The following is a 17,366-nucleotide window of genomic DNA, read 5'->3' as shown; positions in this document are numbered from 1 at the left end:
ACACAGGAATCTTGGGTACTCGAGATTCGCAATATGACCCAGCGTTTTGGCGGCCTGACGGCTGTGTCTGATTTTAATGTACGCCTTGGTTCAAACGCCATGGCTGGCCTGATCGGACCCAACGGAGCTGGTAAAACAACAGTATTCAATCTGGTCAGTGGCTTTTATCAGGCGACCGAAGGAGAGATCTTCATCTGTGGCAAGTCAACAGCAGGACTGAAACCCCATAAGGTGACGGCTCTTGGAGTTGCCCGGACTTTTCAGAATATCAGGTTGTGGAACCAGATGACTGTGCTCGACAATATTAGGGTGGCTCAGCATGGAAAGCTGGAATATGGCTTTTTCAAGGCTATTCTTCGCAGCCGTGATTATTTTGAGTGTGAAGAACGTATTGAACATGAGGCACGGGAATTACTGAAAATATTTGAGCTGGAAAAGTATATGGAAGAGTATCCAACCAATCTACCATATGGACTGCAGCGTAAACTTGAAATTGTCCGTGCCCTTTCGGAGAAACCGAAGCTGCTGCTGCTGGACGAACCGGCAGCCGGGTTGAATTCCGCCGATGTGCAGGAGCTGATCAGGCTTATACAGTGGATCCATAAGACATTCGACGTGACTATCTGGCTGATAGAGCATCATATGGATGTGGTGATGGAGCTCTGTGACGATATCAAGGTAATTGACTTTGGACAGACAATCGCGGAAGGTTCCGCCGAACATGTCCGCAATCATCCCGCGGTTATTTCCGCCTATCTGGGAGATGATAATATATAATGTTGCTCTCTGTTGAAAATCTTAAAGTAAAATACGGCAATATACAGGCCCTGCACGGCATCAGCTTTCATGTGAACGAGGGTGAGATTGTGACCCTTATCGGTGCAAATGGTGCAGGAAAAACAACGAGTCTCTATTCTGTTACCAGGCTGCCGCCCCCGGAAGCACCCAGGGTTGTTGAAGGTGATATCAAATTCAGGGGCGAATCGATTCTGAAAACCCAGGCATCATCAGTTGTTAAAGATCTCAAGCTTGCACTGGTTCCCGAAGGCCGGCATATTTTTGGAAATCTGACGGTGATGGAAAATCTTATTCTTGCCACGTATGCAAGGGACAAGGACATTGATTTCTCTGCAGAATACAAGAGAATTTTTGATCTTTTTCCAAGGCTGGAGGAGAGGAAAAATCAGAGGAGCGAGTCACTTTCCGGGGGGAGCAGCAGATGCTGGCTGTTGGTCGGGCACTGATGACAGGCTGTACCTTTCTTCTTCTGGATGAGCCGTCCATGGGGCTTGCTCCGGTGCTGAAATATGAGCTTTTCCGCACACTCAAACGTCTCAATGAAGAGGGTATGACCATTCTGCTCATCGAACAGAATGCCAGTCTTGCTCTTCATCTGGCCCATAGGGGTTATGTTCTTGACACGGGTGAAATAACGGCTGAGGGCACTTCAGAAGAGTTGCTGGATAATCCTGATGTGAAAAAGGCATACCTGGGTGGCTGATTCGTTCTTTTGTGAATCCGTGGAGGCTTCATGCTTTTTAAATTGAAACCATATGTCCGGAAATCTTAAGTTTGAACTGAAATTTAAGGACAGAATAGGCCTGGTCTTTGATGTGGCAAGGCTTATGACTGAACAGAGCCTTAACATTGTTACCATGGAACTGCAGCAGAAGCAGGGACTGGCAACCATTTCGCTTGAGATTGAAAAACCGGATTATCCTTTTGATGGCTCAGCGCTTCTCGAGCTTTTTCCGGCACTTGCAGGTATTCGGGAATGGCGCAAAATAGAGTGGCTCCCCATGAAATGCGGGAGGAATGGTTTCGTACTCTCTTTGATGGAATGAGTGAGGGCATAATTTCTGTAGATGAGAGTGGTAGAATAAACACCATCAACAGTGTTGCCTGTAATATTTTCGGATTGATCTATGAGCAGGTTATCGGAACTCATATCAGTGAGCTGGCCCTGGAGAATTCCATCCTGTTTGAATGTTTGAAAAAAGGAATTCAGGTCAGCCGGAGAAAAAGTGTAATTACAAGCCGGGGCCGAATCGAATTCTACGGTTCGGCCAAACCAATAACTGATTCTTCCGGCAAGCGTGTCGGTGCAGTATTACTTCTGCAGGACCTGAAAGTGGTCAAGGAAATGGTTGATGCCGTTTCCCGACCACTGCAGGTAACTTTTGATGATTTTATCGGTCAAAGCCCCGTGGTGCAAAATCTGATACAGTTCACCAGAAAGATTGCAGATACTGACGCAATCATTTCCATTACCGGTGAAAGTGGTACCGGCAAAGAACTTTTTGCCAGGGCAATTCATTTTGAAAGTGGCCGGTCCGGCCCGTTTATTCCCATAAATTGTGCTGCCATTCCCGAATCTCTTATCGAAAGTGAACTCTTTGGTTATGCCCGTGGAGCCTTTACCGGTGCCAGGAAAAAGGGCAAGCCCGGCCTGTTTGAGGCGGCAGCCGGCGGGACTATTTTTCTTGATGAGATTGGCGATATGCCTCCCGGACCTCAGGCAAAAATTCTCAGGGTGCTTCAGGAGGGTGTTGTCAGGAGAATTGGCGGATATGATGAAATACCTGTTGATGCCAAAGTGATCACTGCCACTAATATGGATCTGAAAAAACTCATCCGTGAGAAACGTTTCAGGGAGGATCTCTACTATCGTATCAATGGTTTTACTATTCAGATTCCCCCTTTACGTGAGCGATTGATCGATATTCCCCTGTTGGCTGCAGCTTTTCTTCATCGGTTTAATGCAAGACTGGGAAAAAAAGATCAGGTTCTCAGCAAGGCTGCTCTGGCAAAACTGTTGAAATACACATGGCCCGGAAATGTTCGGGAGTTGAAAAGTGTAATTGAGCGTGGTGCTATATTAAGTGATTCAGACATGATAGGGGTGGATTCCATTCTTATCAGCAGTGAAGTGGATCTGTTCGTTCATCGCGATGAGGGTTTGGGTTTTCAGAACGACATGGGACTCAAGAGTCTTATGGGTCAATATGAAAAGCAGATTATTGTAGAAAGTCTCAACAGGACACGAAGTATTCGCCAGGCTGCCAGAGCGTTAAAGATTTCTCATACAGCATTGATCAGAAAAATTGGAAAATATAAACTTCAAAAAGGTGATAAAAGTTTCCAATGGAATTAATTCGTTCCAATGCAAATTGTTACTGTTAGAACAGTGAGGTATGGAGTATTTAAATTTTAATGGTTCTAAAAAGTTCCAAATTCTGTTGATCATCGAGTTTTCCGTTTTTTCATTCCTTTCCATCTGATTGTTCCACAAGGAATTCCTCTTTTCTATCTCTATGATGTTGCAGTTGATTTCAGAGGGTAATCAACGACAATTATAATTCCCGGCTGGCGACAATTATAATTCCGGCCTTAACCACATAATAATACGCAATAATATTTCATTGCTTTTTCTGTTTCTGTTGCAGTGTCCTCATCTAAAATGTAACTTATTTGTACTCATCCGGAGGATAGGGCAACGCTGAGGAGCGACCCGAGCGCCGAGATGAGTGCCGTAAGGATGAAGACCGGGTATAAGGATTTGCCCGGTCTTTTCTTTCTTCATCCTCATGGCCACAATGCGTTAAACCTCGGGGTTGGGGCAGAGCCCCCTATTCTGTGATTATTAATTTTCCTCAAGGCTTTGTTTTGCTTTTTCCAGTCTGTAGCTATCAAGATTAAGTTCCAGTATTACGCTATGATGCACAAGCCGGTCTATCGCTGCAGCCGTAGTCATTGGATCTTTAAATATCTTCTCCCACTGTGAAAATGGTAAATTGCTGGTTAGCATGATACTGTTCCGTTCATAACAATACGCAAGAAGGGTAAAGAGCACTTCCATTTCTTCTCGGCTTTGCTGGACATAGCCGATATCGTCGATCAGTATGGCATCATACTTGGCAAGTTTTTTCAGAAATCTTGGAAGAACAAGCTCCTTTTTGGCCACCAGCAGATTTTGCACCAGCAGACTGCACGGAGAAAAGAAAACACGCCTATCCTTGTTAATCAGTTCCTGGGCAATGGCACAGAGCAGATGGGTTTTTCCACTACCTGGGTTTCCAAAAGCTAGTATGTTTTCACACCTGTCAAGAAAAGAACCTTCCAGCAAACTATTGACAAAGCCGCTCAGTTTGGCCGGAAGCCGATCCATTTCAAACGAAGCTAAGTTTTTTTCCAGGGGCAGTCTGGATTCTCGCAAATATCTGGTAATGCGTTTATGGCGTCTTTCTTCACACTCCCGCACAACCAGTTCCTGAAGGTATGATTCATAGCTTAGTGATTCCTTTCTCGCCAAATCCGCCTCCTCCTGGTAACAGGCTCGGATAGTTGACAGATAAAGCTTTTTAAGAGACGCATCCAGGATAATTCGATTATCGGTTGAACTCATCTGCAACCCTCCTGTAAGAGTTGATCATAGCCTGTGAGGGCAACAGTCTGGACAGAAATATTGGTAATCGGTTCAACCGGTTTACCAGAGACAAGCAGTGTTTTTACCTGGGCAAAATCAATGTTCTTTTCATGGTCAATCAGATGACGAAGGGCATCATCTACAGCTGTCTCATTATCTTGGGCAGCAAGCTGTAAAATAGATAAGTATTCTTTTGCTGCTCCCGTAACGGTACGAAATTTGCGCAGAGAGTCATAGGCAACCCGGAACCTGCTCGTAGGAAAAAGATCACTGCGGTATCTGTAGTTCTCAAATGCACCGGGTTTTCGAACCAGCCAGTCAATTATATGGCGGTACTGGATATAATGTTTGCTACCGCCTCGTATTCTGGGGATATTCTCAATATGTTTCTGACCGTACCAGATCTCCAGATACTCTGCATACAGCCGCACTGTGACTGTTTCTTTGATAAGTCGACTATTCACCGAGTAAACCTTGTGCTTTACTCTGATCGTACTGCTGGGACCAACTCGAACTTCAAAACGAGTACATGTGTCGAGCTTACCCGAAGGCAGTGGACGCAACATCGACTGTTCTTCTTGAAAGCGCTCCTGGCGGTTGCAGTTGAGTTGTGCAAACAGCTTCTGTAGAAATAACTCATATTCCTTGCGTGTAGTAAAATCCCGGTTACCTCGCAGCATCAGGGCCTGATCTACGGCTTTCTTGAAACGATGATGGCGCTGCTCAATGTCACCATTTTCGTGGGGCTTGACGAATTGATTTTACGGCCTTGCAATTTGTAATGGGCCAAAAGCCCCTGGTAGCCACGGGTAAACTCTTCCGGGTTATCCGGTTTATTCACCGCAGCTGACAACCTGTCTGTTTGATGTTGTTCTGGAACTCCGCCAAGTTTCCATAGACTCTTCTGTAATCCTTCGCTCAGGCTTTCGAAACTCTCGGAAAAACAGATCGTTCCTGTCTCCCAGTTCGAATATGTCAGCACAAAATGGTAGATCAGGTGATCAAAAGGCTGACCACCAATACTGATCTGTAATTGGGACATATCTGTAAAATCAGACTGACTCAACCGTGCAGGCACATGCACCTGGGGAAAATAAACTTCACGTCCTGGACCTTCTGTACAACGCCAGGTTTTTACTCGACGTTGAAACGTGCGGAGCTGGCCATCTCCAAAAGAACCGGGATAAATCCTTTGAAAATGGGTAAAAAGAGTTTTGGCTTCCAAACCTTCATTAGTTTCCAGAAATTGTAAAACCTCTGGCCATATACCTTCAAAAGGATCTTTACGAGTTCGCCACTCCCTCACTCGCTCCGCACTGATCTCACTTGGCAATTTGCCATTATCTCTATACTTGCGACCGGTTTTCTCATCCATGCCGGCTCTAGCCGCTGCTACTTCCAACGTCTTCCCTTGACTTAAGTATTTCTTCAATTTCCTCACCTGAATATCTGTGACCATCCATATTCCTCCTTTGAGAAATATGAATAATCAGATCACAATTTTCCGGGAAATTTAATTGTCGTCAAAAGGAATTATAATTGTCGCTGGTCAAGAGGGTTGTCTCTGGGGTCCCTCTGTTATTTCAAATTGAGTTGTATGGAAGAATGGCAAGCCTATTGCAGCACTATTGCAGAGAAGCGGAAAAATCTGCTTTCTGTTGGTGTTGGTTTCAGGCTGCGGTTCTACACTGGGACTGCTTATTATTCCAGATTCAGGTAAAAGGAGAGAAGATATGGATTTTTTGAATTCGCTAGATGCGATTGTTGGTAAAATCGGTGCATTTGCTTGGGGGCCACCGATGCTGATCCTTCTGGTCGGTACAGGGTTCTGGTTGACTTTCGCCCTCCGCGGATTGCAGTTTACCAAATTGGGACATGCGCTCTATCTTGCTCTCATAAAGAGAAAGGAAGACAGTGATGAACCAGGTGATATTACCCATTTTCAGGCATTGATGACAGCTCTGTCTGCTACAGTAGGTACCGGTAATATTGCAGGAGTTGCTACTGCAATCGCTGTTGGTGGTCCCGGTGCCCTTTTCTGGATGTGGATAACAGGTCTCGTTGGGATGGCGACAAAATACGCGGAGGCTGTTCTGGCAGTAAAATACAGGGAAGTCGACGAAAATGGCGAGATGAGTGGCGGTCCCATGTATTATATCTCAAAAGGATTGAAAATGCCGTGGCTGGGGACTGTTTTTGCTGTTTTTGCAGCAGTTGCAGCTTTTGGTATCGGTAATATGGTTCAGTCAAATTCTGTTGCCGATGCGGTGGAAGCCACCTATTCTATCTCACCACTGATAACTGGTATTGTTCTGATGGTTTGTACAGCCGCAGTTGTTTTAGGTGGAATTAAAAATATCGGCAGGGTGACAGGGTTTCTTGTACCGATTATGATTCTTTTTTATGTTGCAGGTGCTGGTTATATCATTCTCGTGAATATTGCAGATGTTCCCGCTGCCCTGGTTTTCATAGTTAAACAGGCCTTCAATCCAACTGCAGCCGTTGGCGGGTTTGCAGGAGCCTCGATAATGCTGGCTATTCGAATGGGTGTTGCCAGAGGGGTTTTTTCAAATGAATCAGGATTGGGAAGTGCACCAATTGCAGCAGCAGCAGCCCAGACTAAAACCCCGATCAGCCAGGCTCTGGTTTCCATGACCCAGACTTTTATTGACACTATAATTGTCTGTACAATGACCGGTCTGGTATTGATACTTACGGGACTCTGGTCCAGTGGAGATACGGGGCGGAGCTGACGACGAAAGCGTTTGCTGCCGGAATGCCGGGGGAGCCCATGTCGTGACATTGGGTATTGTCCTTTTTGCCTATTCTACCATCCTTGGGTGGTGTTATTATGGTGAAAAGGCGATGGAATTTCTGTTCGGCGTCAAATCGATTCTGCCCTACAGAATTGTTTTTGTCTGTTTTGTAGGCGTTGGAGCAATGGCGAAATTAAGTCTTGTATGGAATATCTCTGATACTTTGAATGGATTAATGGCTGTACCTAATCTCATCGGTTTGATTTTTCTTACTCCAGTGGTGGTCTCTGAAACCAAAAAATATTTTGCGAAGGAGGAATAACGCATCAGCAGTAACAGGATAACAGAACAAAAAAGCCCCTCAGGAAACAACCTGAGGGCTTTTCGGGTTGAGAAAGGATAAACTGTTATCCTGGATACTTATCGGCTATGTAATCCTTCAGATATTTATTTTCCACATCCTTTTTTTTCAATTGGGCTTTAACAACGTCACCAATGGAAATAAGACCTTTCAGATCACTCCCTTCAATAACAGGAATATGCCGGATGCGGTTTTCTGTCATGATAGCTTGTACATAATCAACATCATCGTTTTCAGTGGCGACAATGAGTTCTCTGGTCATGATCTCTTTGACCGGCAATTCAGTGATCCTGTCCAGGTCATTCAGGACTGCCATGAGAACATCCCGAGCGGCAATGATCCCGAGAATGGAATCATTTTTGTCGACGACCAGAAGAGAACCAACCCTGTTTGCTGAGAAAATTGACATTGCATCTATAACAGAGATGTCCTCGTGAACTGTTCTGACCTGACTGCCTTTAACAGCTAATATGTCCTTTACTTTCATATGGTTGACTCCCGGTTGATAATATAAACTATTGTATGCAGGGCCGGCTTCCTGATAAAGGCATGGCCGGATCCAATCCATAGATCTACCTTTTAAACCTGCTGGTATTTACACCCTGTGATTGCAACAGAGTGATGAAAATCAGACTGCGGCCGGAAACACTTTCTGCGATGGGGTTTCACAGTTAAAACTGTAATACAATTCTTTTAAATTGCCACAATGTAGTGCACCGTCTACCTCTGTATAGGTTTTAAATGACGATGGGGTAGAGTCCAATGGCAAAAACACAGACTGCGAGAATAAATGTGCATGCCGGGGCAAAGGGAGACTTTTCAATTTCGAAACTGTCTTCCGCCTCATTGAAATACATGCAGATTATGAGACGCAGATAGTACCACATTGAGAGAATACTGCTGATGACACCGAAAACAGCAAGGGCAATCTGGCCTTCAGTAATAGCACTTGTGATAATATAAAATTTTCCCATAAAGCCAGCTGTTGGAGGAATACCGGCCATGGACAGAAGGAAAACCGAGATAGCTGCTGCGGAATAGGGGCGAACCTTTGCAAGTCCCTTGAAATCATCAAAGGAAACTCTGCTTTCATTTTTGCCACCAAGATAAGAGAGAGCGGCAAAAATTCCCAAGGTGCCGACCGCATATGCAGCAAGGTAATAAGCGATAACAGAACCTGTGAAACTCTTGGTGCTGATGGCAATCAGACCTATGAGGAGATAGCCGGAATGAACAATGCCGGAGGCTGCAAGCATACGTTTGATATTTGACTGGCCGATGGCAATCAGATTGCCGCCGAACATGGTAAACAACGCGATATAGAAGAGAAAAGTGATCCATTCTTTCTGCAGGGCACCGTTGATGGCGAGAAAATTGGCAAAAACAGTGAATACGGCAGCCTTCAGGGCAGTTGCCATAAATCCGGTTACGGGAGTTGCCGCACCGTCATAAACATCGATGACCCAGGCGTGAAACGGAAAAGCGGCAACCTTGAAAAGAAAAGCGATGAGGATGAAAAAGGCACCGCCAATAAGCAGAGGTGTAGCAGCGGAGTTTGAAGAAATATAATTACTGATTTCGACAAACCTTGTGGAGCCGGCAGCTCCATAGACCAGAGCGGCTCCCATGGTAAAAAAGGCTCCGGCAAATGCTCCGAGCATGAGATATTTGAGCAGGGCTTCGGTGCTGGTAACACGTTTTCTGTCATATCCGACCAGGATGTAGATAGCCAGGGACATGATTTCCAGGGAAATGAACGCGGTAATCAGTTCTCTTGCCAAGGTCAGCAGGATCATACCACAACTTGCAAAGAGAAGCAGGGAATAGAATTCAACGGTACAGACTTTGTTTTGCTGAAAATAAGTATGGCAGCTCATTACCGTGAAAAAACCTGCACCCAGGATAATAAGCCCGGCAACACCGGTAAAGGAATTGGCCACCAGCATCGAACTGAATGTGCCGGCAAAAAGATCAGATTCCGGGTAACAGGCAATAAGAAATTGAATGAAAAAAGCAATTCCAAAAAAACCAAGGCTTATATACGAGGCGGTTTCCGTTTTCATGGTTTCGAGAACGGAGAGGAGCATCAGCACAATACCACCTGAACAGATTATAATTAGAGGGAGCAATGACAGAAAATCATTCATAATAATTTATCCTGGCCTTAATTCTTGTGATGGGTGTCGTGTTCCTGAGCGGGGACGACAGTTTCGGCGACAGTTTCAGTTACCGTCATGGTTGTAAAACCGGCAACATGAAGCTCGGCAGCCGGTTCAATTTTTTGAAGAAAGGGTTGTGGATAGATCCCCATAAAGAGAATGAGAAGAATGACCGGTAAAAAGGTCACAGTCTCCAGGAGGCTCAGATCCTTAAACCCTTCGGTTTTTGTATTGCTCTTTTCAAAAAAGAGCCGCTGGAACATCCACAGCATATAGCAGACACCGATAATAAGTGCTGTTCCAGCCAGGAAACCGATAAATGCATTGAATTTAACGGCTCCGAGAATAATCAGGAATTCTCCAATAAACCCGCTGGTTCCGGGCAGGCCCACTGACGCCAGCATTGCAATGGCAAAGAAGGTTGCAAAGATCGGCGCCCGGTAGGCGATACCGCCAAGGTCGGCAATATTCCGTGTCTGCATTCTTTCTTCAATGAGACCGGCAAAAACAAAAAGTATCCCGGTACTCGTCGCATGGGCAACGATCTGGAATAGACTACCGGTCAGGGCCTGAATATTCATGCAGAAAACGCCGAGGGCAATGATGCCCATGTGCGAGGCGGATGAAAAGGCAAGCAGTCGTTTAAAATCCTTCTGGGTGATTGCCGCCAGACCGCAATACATCATGCCCACCACTCCGGCCAGTGAAAGAAGCAGGGCAAATCGGGCAAATTCAATTTCAAAGACAGGTATGACAAAGCGAATAACCGCGTATACACCGATTTTTGCCATGATGGCTGAAAGGACAAAGGTCGTAGAAGTTGGTGCTTCTGTATAGGCGTCCGGTAACCAGGTATGAAAAGGAAACAAGGGGATTTTAATAGCAAAGGCTATCATGAACATTATGAAGGCAGTAACCGCGAAGCCCCCTGAAAGGTCAAGATTTCTCAGGTCGGCGATATTGAAACTCCAGGCGCCGAACTGGGAATGGTAGGATACACCGACATATACCAGGGCGGCCAGCATGAGCAGGGAACCAGCAATGGTGTAGATGGTGATTTTCAGGGTTGCTGCGAGACGTTTTTCTCCACCCCAGAGACCTATCATAAAAAAGATCGGCAGAAGCATGATTTCCCAGAAGATGTAAAACAGAACAATATCTGTGGCACAAATGGCTCCGAGCATCGCTCCCTGGGCAATAAGAAGATTAGCGTAGTATCCTTTGGTTTTACCGGAGTAAACAGCAAAAATCAGAGGGAAAAGCAGGGAGCATGCCAGGAGAACAAGGAGACTGATACCGTCAATGCCTAGGCTGTAGCTGATACCGAGGGAGTCTATCCAGGGCCGGTTAACAGCATATTCCATGCCGCCATTACCTGTGAAATCAAGGAATAATTCAATACCGAACATGAAAATGATAACGGAGACAATGAATCCAGTAAGCCTGGAACCACTTTTTCCAACCGGGAAAAGGAGGAGCGCCAGACCCGCAAGGATCGGCAGAAAGATCATGACTGAAAGGACATTTTCAAACATTATTGCACCTTACCTAATTGAGCGATTGAGAGAGAAGCAGGCTCATAAGGCTCAAACCTATGACCATATAAATTGCGTATACCCGGACAAAGCCGTTCTGGAATACCTTGAAGGCGCTGCCTCCTTTTCGGTACAGCCAGGTGGATAATTTTACATGAATATCTGTGACATTGGGTTCCAGATTTTTCCAGATCACTGTGCCAATGGCCTTGTAAGGCTGGACAAAGATGGCGTTATATATTTCGTCCACATAAAATTTATTGTAACCGAATTTGGCAAAGCCTTTGTATTCCGGCTCTTCGGCTCCGTGGCCGAATTTTTTCCAGGCGATACTGATACCGATAGCAAAGGCGATAATACTGGTGGCAATGGCAAGTATTTCGACACTGACACCCACATGGGGGTGGTGTTCCACAAGGCTGGGCGCCAGCCAGTGTGAAACTTTGAGATGTCCACCGAAGATTGCGGGGAAGTTGAGAAAACCGGCAAAAAGAGCACCGACAGCCAGAATTATAAGAGGAATTGTCATGACAGGTGGAGCTTCCTCCGCATGATCAAAGGCCTCTTTGTCTCGGGGAGTACCGTGAAAGACGAGAAATATCATACGGAAGGTGTAGTAGGCCGTCATTCCGGCAACAGCGACTCCGATAATCCAGATAACGGTATGGCCGCTGGCGAGGGCAGAAAAGAGGATTTCATCCTTTGAGAAAAAACCGGCAAACGGTGGACATCCTGCCAGGGCAAAGGCACCGATCAGCATGGTCCAGTAGGTTTTGGGCATTTTATCTTTCAGCCCGCCCATTTTCCATATATCCTGTTCATGGTGCAGAGCGTAGATAACTGCGCCGGCACCGAGAAAGAGCAGAGCCTTGAAGAAGGCATGGGTGAAGACATGGAAGATTCCTGCGGAGTATGCGGCAACACCGACACCGGCAAACATGTAACCGAGCTGGCTGACCGTGGAATAGGCAAGTATCTTTTTGATATCACGCTGGAACATGCCGAAGATGGCAGCCAGTAGAGCAGTCAGGATACCGATCCACGCAACCACTGTTCCAGCGACAGGTACATGGGCATAGATAAAGCTGAAACGGGCAACCATGTAGACACCGGCGGTAACCATTGTCGCAGCATGGATGAGTGCAGAAACAGGAGTGGGGCCGGCCATGGCGTCCGGCAGCCAGACATAAAGAGGAATCTGTGCTGATTTACCACAGGCACCGACAAAAAGCAGCAGACAGACGGCAAGGCCAACGGCCGGGGTAAGCTGATGGGCATTTTCCCTCAGGGAAAGATAATCAAATCCACCGGAGCCAATTGCCCAGAAAAGAAAAGCCATCCCCAGGACAAAGCCAAGATCGCCAATTCTGTTGACGATGAAGGCCTTGTTACCGGCGATAACATTGTTGGTGTCTTCACTGTAGAAGCTGATCAGGAGATATGAGCAGAGTCCGACCCCCTCCCAGCCGACAAACATGACAACAGGTCCGCTGCCAAGCACCAGGATGAGCATGGAACCGAGAAAAAGATTGAGGTAGGCAAAAAATTTCCCGTAATTCCTGTCATCGGCCATATAACCTATGGAATAGATGTGGATTAACGAACCGATAAACGTCACAAAGAGCAGCATAAGTGAGCTGAGAGGATCGGCAAGAAAGCCCATTTTGACTGTAAGCTCACCAACACTGAACCAGGTGAAGGCGTCATGGCTGAGATACCTTGCTTCAGGGGCCATGCCCTTGAGTTGAAAGAAAACCAGCAGGGCGAACAGGAAAGAGATTACGGGGCCGACACAGGCCAGCACACCGTAGAGTTTTTCGGAAAAAGGACTTTTTTCTTCTGTGCAGGTGAGCATATGCATCACCCCCAGCACAACAGCACCCAGAAGGGGAAAAAGCGGGATAAAACCGAGATAGTTTACAGTATGTTCCATGAAATCACCCTTTTAACAAGCTGAATACATTGGTGTCCAGTTTGCCTTTGTGCTTGTGCAGCAGTATGACAACCGCAAGTGCAAGAGCCGCTTCAGCTGCGGCCACCGCCATTACCATCATGGCCAGCACATGACCGTCCATGCTTTCATGGAATCTGGAAAAGGCAATAAACGCAAGATTAGCTGCGTTGAGCATAAGCTCAATCGACATGAAAACCGTGAGGACGTTTCGCCTGGAAACGACGCCAAGGATGCCGATACAAAAGAGAATGGCACTTAAGATGAGATAGTTCTGAATCATTTGCTCATCCTCCTTTTTCCTGCAAGGACTATGGCACCCACAAGAGCCACGAGCAGAAGAATTGATACAATTTCAAAGGGAAGAAGCCAGTCGTTGAAAAGGACAAGACCGACCTCCTTTACCCCGCCAAAGCCGTTTCCTATGATGGTGGTTTTTGTGTCCGGCAGGCTCTTTATAATCTTGAGGAGGAAGGTGAAAACAGGCACGAGAACTACCACACCACCCAGCAGGTAGAGAAAACGTCCTTTTTCTTCAGGAAGATCCTCCGTCTGAATATTGAGAAACATGATAATAAAGAGGATAAGGGACATTATGGCCCCGGCGTAGACAATGAGCTGAATCGCAAAGATCAGTTTGGCGGACAGCAGTGCATAGAGTCCAGCAAGAGAGATCAGGGTAACAATCAGGCTCATTGCCCCGTTCATTGGGTGTCGAAACATGACCAGGCCAATGGCGCCAAGAACCGACAGGATTGAAAAACCGGTAAATAACCACTCGGCAAACATGATATCAAGCGCCCCCTTTTTTGTATTCTTCTTCGGAAAATGCACCTGGGGTTTGCAGCAGTTCCTCGAGACTGAGAACGAAACTGTCCCTGTTGTAACCGGTAACAGAGAATATACCCGTATCCATGCGGATTGCGTCCAGAGGACAGGCCTCCACACAATAACCGCAGTAAATGCATTCCAGCAGGTCAATAGTAAATTTTACAGGCATCTTTTCCGTTTTGCCGTCCAGTCTCTCTCCCGCCTCAATACTGATACAGTTGGCGGGGCAGTTGGTCTGGCACATGAAGCAGGCAACGCATTTGACCGTACCATCTTCGTGGGTGGTGAGCCTGTGACGACCACGCCAGCGAACCGGTATTTCAGGTTGTACTTCCGGATAATGACGGACATAGAGCTTGGAGTTATCGAGCAGGTTTCTGAGAAAATGGCGAAAAGTCGTAGCCATTCCCTTGCAAATCTCTATGAGATAGACCCGCTCGGTCCAGGTCGCGCCCCTGCGTTCCATTGTTTTAACTTTAGCACCCATGGAAAAAGCCTCCTTTAGCTGAGCGCAACAACAAACGCGCTTGTAATGAAGATGTTCAGAAGTGCCAGTGGAAGGAGCATCTGCCATCCCAGTTTCTGTAATTGATCGTAGCGAAAACGGGGCAGGGTCCAACGAACCCAGATATACACAAAGATCATCATCGTAACTTTCAGAAGAAAGGTTGTAACCTGCAGCAGAGTCACAAAAACGTGGGCTGCATCACCACCTGACTTGAGGAGCAGTATTGCCAACAGTGCCAGTTCCAGAATGGCGACCAGACCCCAGAAGCATTTAATATAGACATTGGCTTCATGGACCCGGGGATCATTTTCCCGGGGTAATGGCTGATATTACTTCTTCTGATCCAACCAGCGAAATAATACATCATGACAGGCAGGGCGATCATGAGAATAAAAGCCACAGGTTTGGCATAATTGACCAGGGTCTCGGTGGCGAGAAACGGTACCTGGTATCCACCAAAATAGAGAGTGACAATTATCGCACTTGAGGCAAAGAGAGCCACGTATTCTCCCATGAAGAATACAGCAAATTTCATGGCGCTGTATTCCACGTGGAAACCGGCAACAATTTCACTTTCGCCTTCGGCAAGGTCAAACGGCGTCCGGTTGGTTTCCGCAAAAGCGGCAACCAGAAAAATTATAAACCCCAGGGGCTGGAGGACAACACCCCACATCGGGATAAAGCCGAAAAGGAGCTGTCCCTGAAAATGGGCCATTTCATTCAGGTTAACTGTGCCATACACAACCAGCAGACTGACAATGGCCAGGCCCATGGGAATTTCGTAGCTGATAACCTGGGCAGCCGAGCGAAGTCCACCGAGAACACCATATTTATTGGTGGAGGACCAGCCTGCAAGGATAATGCCGTAGACACTGAATCCGGCAAGGGCCAGGAACCAGAGAATACCAAGATCGACGGGAATGGCCTGCATGATATAGCTTTTACCGTTCAGTACCAGGGTGTCGGCAAAGGGCACTACCGCAAAGGAAACCACAGCGGTGAAAAATACGATAAGCGGTGCCAGGACAAAATAGAACTTGTGTTTGATGTGGCCGGAAATCACATCTTCCTTGAAGATGAGTTTTGCGGCATCGGCGAGATTCTGTACCAGTCCCGCGGCCCTGAAACCGAAGATATTGGCACGGTTCGGACCCGCCCGGTCCTGAAAGAAACCGGCACCTCTGCGTTCCATCCAGACGCAGACGGCAATGAAACAGAGCGGAATAAACGCCCCGAAGGCAACTCGTATGGCAATCAGTAAAATATCAAGCCGGGACATTGTCAGCCTCACTATCAGTTAATTTCAACCCCGCTGGCGGGATATTGTCTGGATCAACATTGCTTAACAGCTCACAGTTTTTTTTCAGTTCCTCCCACAGCTGCGTTCTGTCATGGAAGGGGCCTCCCAGGAGGGAAATCAGTTCACAGATTTCAACAGGTTCGCTGTTTTTACTGACGGCCTTTGCAAAAAACTGCAGAATTGAATCGCAGTTGATGATACTGCCGCCGTACTCGGTGAAGGACGCCACGGGAAGCAACAAGTTGGCCTGCTGGAAACAGGCTGTTTCATGGCTGGATAATCCGATAACACGGGTATCTTTCAACAGTTTTTTCAATTCTGTCTCACTGTAGGCGAGGAGCAGATCGTTGTTGAAATTCAAGAGCAGATCAGCTTTCTTCAGAGCCGTTTCAAAAGCCTCTTTCGAGCTGTCTATTCCCAGAAGTTCAAGACCGGCCCGGTTGGCGGATTTATCATCCTGGATGAGGTAATCATCACCGTCACCCTTTTTGATATACCCATCACTGAATCCCGAGAGGGTGGCGTCGATTTTTTCCGCAAAAGATCTGATGGCCATCATCTGCTCCAGTGTACTGTTCGGAGAAAGCAGAAAAAGAATGTCATCATGTTTTTCTATTTCCCTGAGTGCGGCAGTGACTGCGTCATCAAAGGAAAGAGGAGTTTTGCTTAACCTAGCTTCGCTTAATCTGTTTTCATTTTCACCGTGATAGCTGAGCCTGCCTTCGTCGCACATGAAATAACCGTTGACCTGCTCATTCAAAAGCGGGCGAAAACGATAGATCATATCATCACTGTCCTTTTCCCGGTTATGGTCGACGGTTATGTTGCAACCCCTGGAGCAGCCATGGCAGATGCTTCTGTTTTTCTTCAGGAACCAGACCCGTTGTTTGAATCGGAAATCAGCACTGGTCATGGCACCCACAGGACAGAGATCAACCACATTCAGTGCATACCTGTTATCAAGGGGTCGGCCGGGAAAGATCGTGACCCGGGCTGAATCAGTTCGGTTGACTATTCCAAGCTCTCCGGTCTTTGTGATCTGGCGACAGAATCGAACACACCTGCCGCAGACCACGCATCGTTCCTGGTCATGAACGACACCGCAGCCGAAATCCAGCTTCTTGGCTTTTTTGACCTGGTCCACATTCATCCGGCTTTCTTCTCTGCCATAGGTCATATAATAGTCCTGCAGGGAACATTCTCCTGCCTGGTCGCAGATAGGACAGTCGGTTGGGTGGTTTATCAGTTCCAGTTCCAGTACGTCTTTCTGTATTTTTTTAATGTGCTCCGCATCAAGAAGCACTTTCATTCCTTCAACCGCCTGTGTCTTGCACGCCGGTACAAGAGGTGGTCTGCCGTCTTCTATGCCGACAAGGCACATACGGCAGTTTCCGTCGGCACCAAGTGCTGGATGGTAGCAGAGATGAGGGATTTCAATACCGACAGCACCGATGGCATCTATCAGGTTCTTGCCTGCCTCAACTTCGACTTCACATCCATTCACAAAAAGCTTAATCGTTTCAGCCATGGGGTATTTCC

The 17,366-nt window shown here is 46.8% G+C and carries 12 protein-coding genes and 4 pseudogenes; 5 read left to right on the top strand and 11 right to left on the bottom strand.

What is annotated here, in order from left to right; genetic code table 11:
* The first annotated feature begins 33 nt into the window (after positions 1-33).
* From LO777_RS16435 to LO777_RS16420, 4 genes and pseudogenes are all read left to right on the top strand, one after another.
* Entirely contained in the window at positions 34-777 is a 744-nt protein-coding gene (locus tag LO777_RS16435) for an ABC transporter ATP-binding protein (RefSeq protein WP_228854930.1), read from the top strand.
* A pseudogene (locus LO777_RS21230) lies at positions 777-1,501 on the top strand (ABC transporter ATP-binding protein). The gene LO777_RS16435 and the pseudogene LO777_RS21230 overlap by 1 nt, the downstream one beginning before the upstream one ends.
* Positions 1,502-1,553: 52 nt before the next feature.
* The gene (locus LO777_RS16425; RefSeq protein WP_228854929.1) at positions 1,554-1,844 is read left to right on the top strand and encodes an ACT domain-containing protein; all 291 of its coding nucleotides are present in this window, start codon (positions 1,554-1,556) and stop codon (positions 1,842-1,844) included.
* Complete coding sequence (locus tag LO777_RS16420; protein ID WP_228854928.1) at positions 1,775-3,154, top strand: sigma-54 interaction domain-containing protein; 1,380 nt, start codon at positions 1,775-1,777, stop codon at positions 3,152-3,154. Before LO777_RS16425 ends, LO777_RS16420 begins: the two co-directional genes overlap by 70 nt.
* Positions 3,155-3,643: 489 nt before the next feature.
* On the opposite strand, the gene istB is transcribed toward LO777_RS16420, so the two are convergent.
* Together istB and istA are read right to left on the bottom strand one after the other, a co-directional pair.
* Positions 3,644-4,405, bottom strand: coding sequence for an IS21-like element helper ATPase IstB (istB, locus tag LO777_RS16415; RefSeq protein WP_228854202.1), 762 nt, complete (start codon positions 4,403-4,405; stop codon positions 3,644-3,646).
* Positions 4,402-5,885, bottom strand: a pseudogene (istA, locus tag LO777_RS16410) (IS21 family transposase). The gene istB and the pseudogene istA overlap by 4 nt, the downstream one beginning before the upstream one ends.
* 274 nt (positions 5,886-6,159) lie before the next feature.
* On the opposite strand from istA, the pseudogene LO777_RS16405 reads away from it, so the two are divergent.
* Positions 6,160-7,504, top strand: a pseudogene (locus LO777_RS16405) (alanine/glycine:cation symporter family protein).
* An 85-nt stretch (positions 7,505-7,589) separates the two neighbouring features.
* Here LO777_RS16405 and LO777_RS16400 read toward each other — a convergent pair.
* The 9 genes and pseudogenes from LO777_RS16400 to LO777_RS16355 all read right to left on the bottom strand — a co-directional run bounded on the left by LO777_RS16400 (position 7,590) and on the right by LO777_RS16355 (position 17,355).
* The gene (locus LO777_RS16400; RefSeq protein ID WP_228854927.1) at positions 7,590-8,030 is read right to left on the bottom strand and encodes a CBS domain-containing protein; all 441 of its coding nucleotides are present in this window, start codon (positions 8,028-8,030) and stop codon (positions 7,590-7,592) included.
* Positions 8,031-8,280: 250 nt separating this feature from the next.
* Positions 8,281-9,690: an NADH-quinone oxidoreductase subunit N gene (locus tag LO777_RS16395; RefSeq protein ID WP_228854926.1), complete on the bottom strand. Its 1,410-nt coding sequence runs from the start codon at positions 9,688-9,690 to the stop codon at positions 8,281-8,283.
* 17 nt (positions 9,691-9,707) lie between these two features.
* Positions 9,708-11,237, bottom strand: a complete 1,530-nt coding sequence (locus LO777_RS16390; protein ID WP_228854925.1) for a complex I subunit 4 family protein — start codon at positions 11,235-11,237, stop codon at positions 9,708-9,710.
* Positions 11,238-11,250: 13 nt separating this feature from the next.
* Complete coding sequence (gene nuoL / locus LO777_RS16385) at positions 11,251-13,170, bottom strand: NADH-quinone oxidoreductase subunit L (RefSeq protein ID WP_228854924.1); 1,920 nt, start codon at positions 13,168-13,170, stop codon at positions 11,251-11,253.
* A 4-nt stretch (positions 13,171-13,174) separates the two neighbouring features.
* Positions 13,175-13,471 carry an NADH-quinone oxidoreductase subunit NuoK gene (gene nuoK / locus LO777_RS16380; protein ID WP_228854923.1) on the bottom strand — a complete coding sequence of 99 codons (297 nt, stop codon included), beginning with the start codon at positions 13,469-13,471 and terminating at the stop codon, positions 13,175-13,177.
* Positions 13,468-13,977 carry an NADH-quinone oxidoreductase subunit J family protein gene (locus tag LO777_RS16375; protein ID WP_228854922.1) on the bottom strand — a complete coding sequence of 170 codons (510 nt, stop codon included), beginning with the start codon at positions 13,975-13,977 and terminating at the stop codon, positions 13,468-13,470. The genes nuoK and LO777_RS16375 overlap by 4 nt, the downstream gene beginning before the upstream one ends.
* Before the next feature lie 4 nt (positions 13,978-13,981).
* Positions 13,982-14,506, bottom strand: coding sequence for a NuoI/complex I 23 kDa subunit family protein (locus LO777_RS16370; RefSeq protein ID WP_228854921.1), 525 nt, complete (start codon positions 14,504-14,506; stop codon positions 13,982-13,984).
* A 14-nt stretch (positions 14,507-14,520) separates the two neighbouring features.
* A pseudogene (locus LO777_RS16360) lies at positions 14,521-15,806 on the bottom strand (complex I subunit 1/NuoH family protein).
* Positions 15,793-17,355, bottom strand: coding sequence for a 2Fe-2S iron-sulfur cluster-binding protein (locus tag LO777_RS16355; protein ID WP_228854918.1), 1,563 nt, complete (start codon positions 17,353-17,355; stop codon positions 15,793-15,795). Before LO777_RS16355 ends, LO777_RS16360 begins: the two are co-directional and overlap by 14 nt.
* Between the last annotated feature and the right edge of the window lie 11 nt (positions 17,356-17,366).

Source organism: Desulfomarina profundi (assembly GCF_019703855.1).
GTDB classification, from domain to species: Bacteria; Desulfobacterota; Desulfobulbia; order Desulfobulbales; family Desulfocapsaceae; genus Desulfomarina; species Desulfomarina profundi.
Note: the sequence above shows the minus strand (reverse complement) of the source record. Positions and strands in the feature narration are given on the sequence as shown.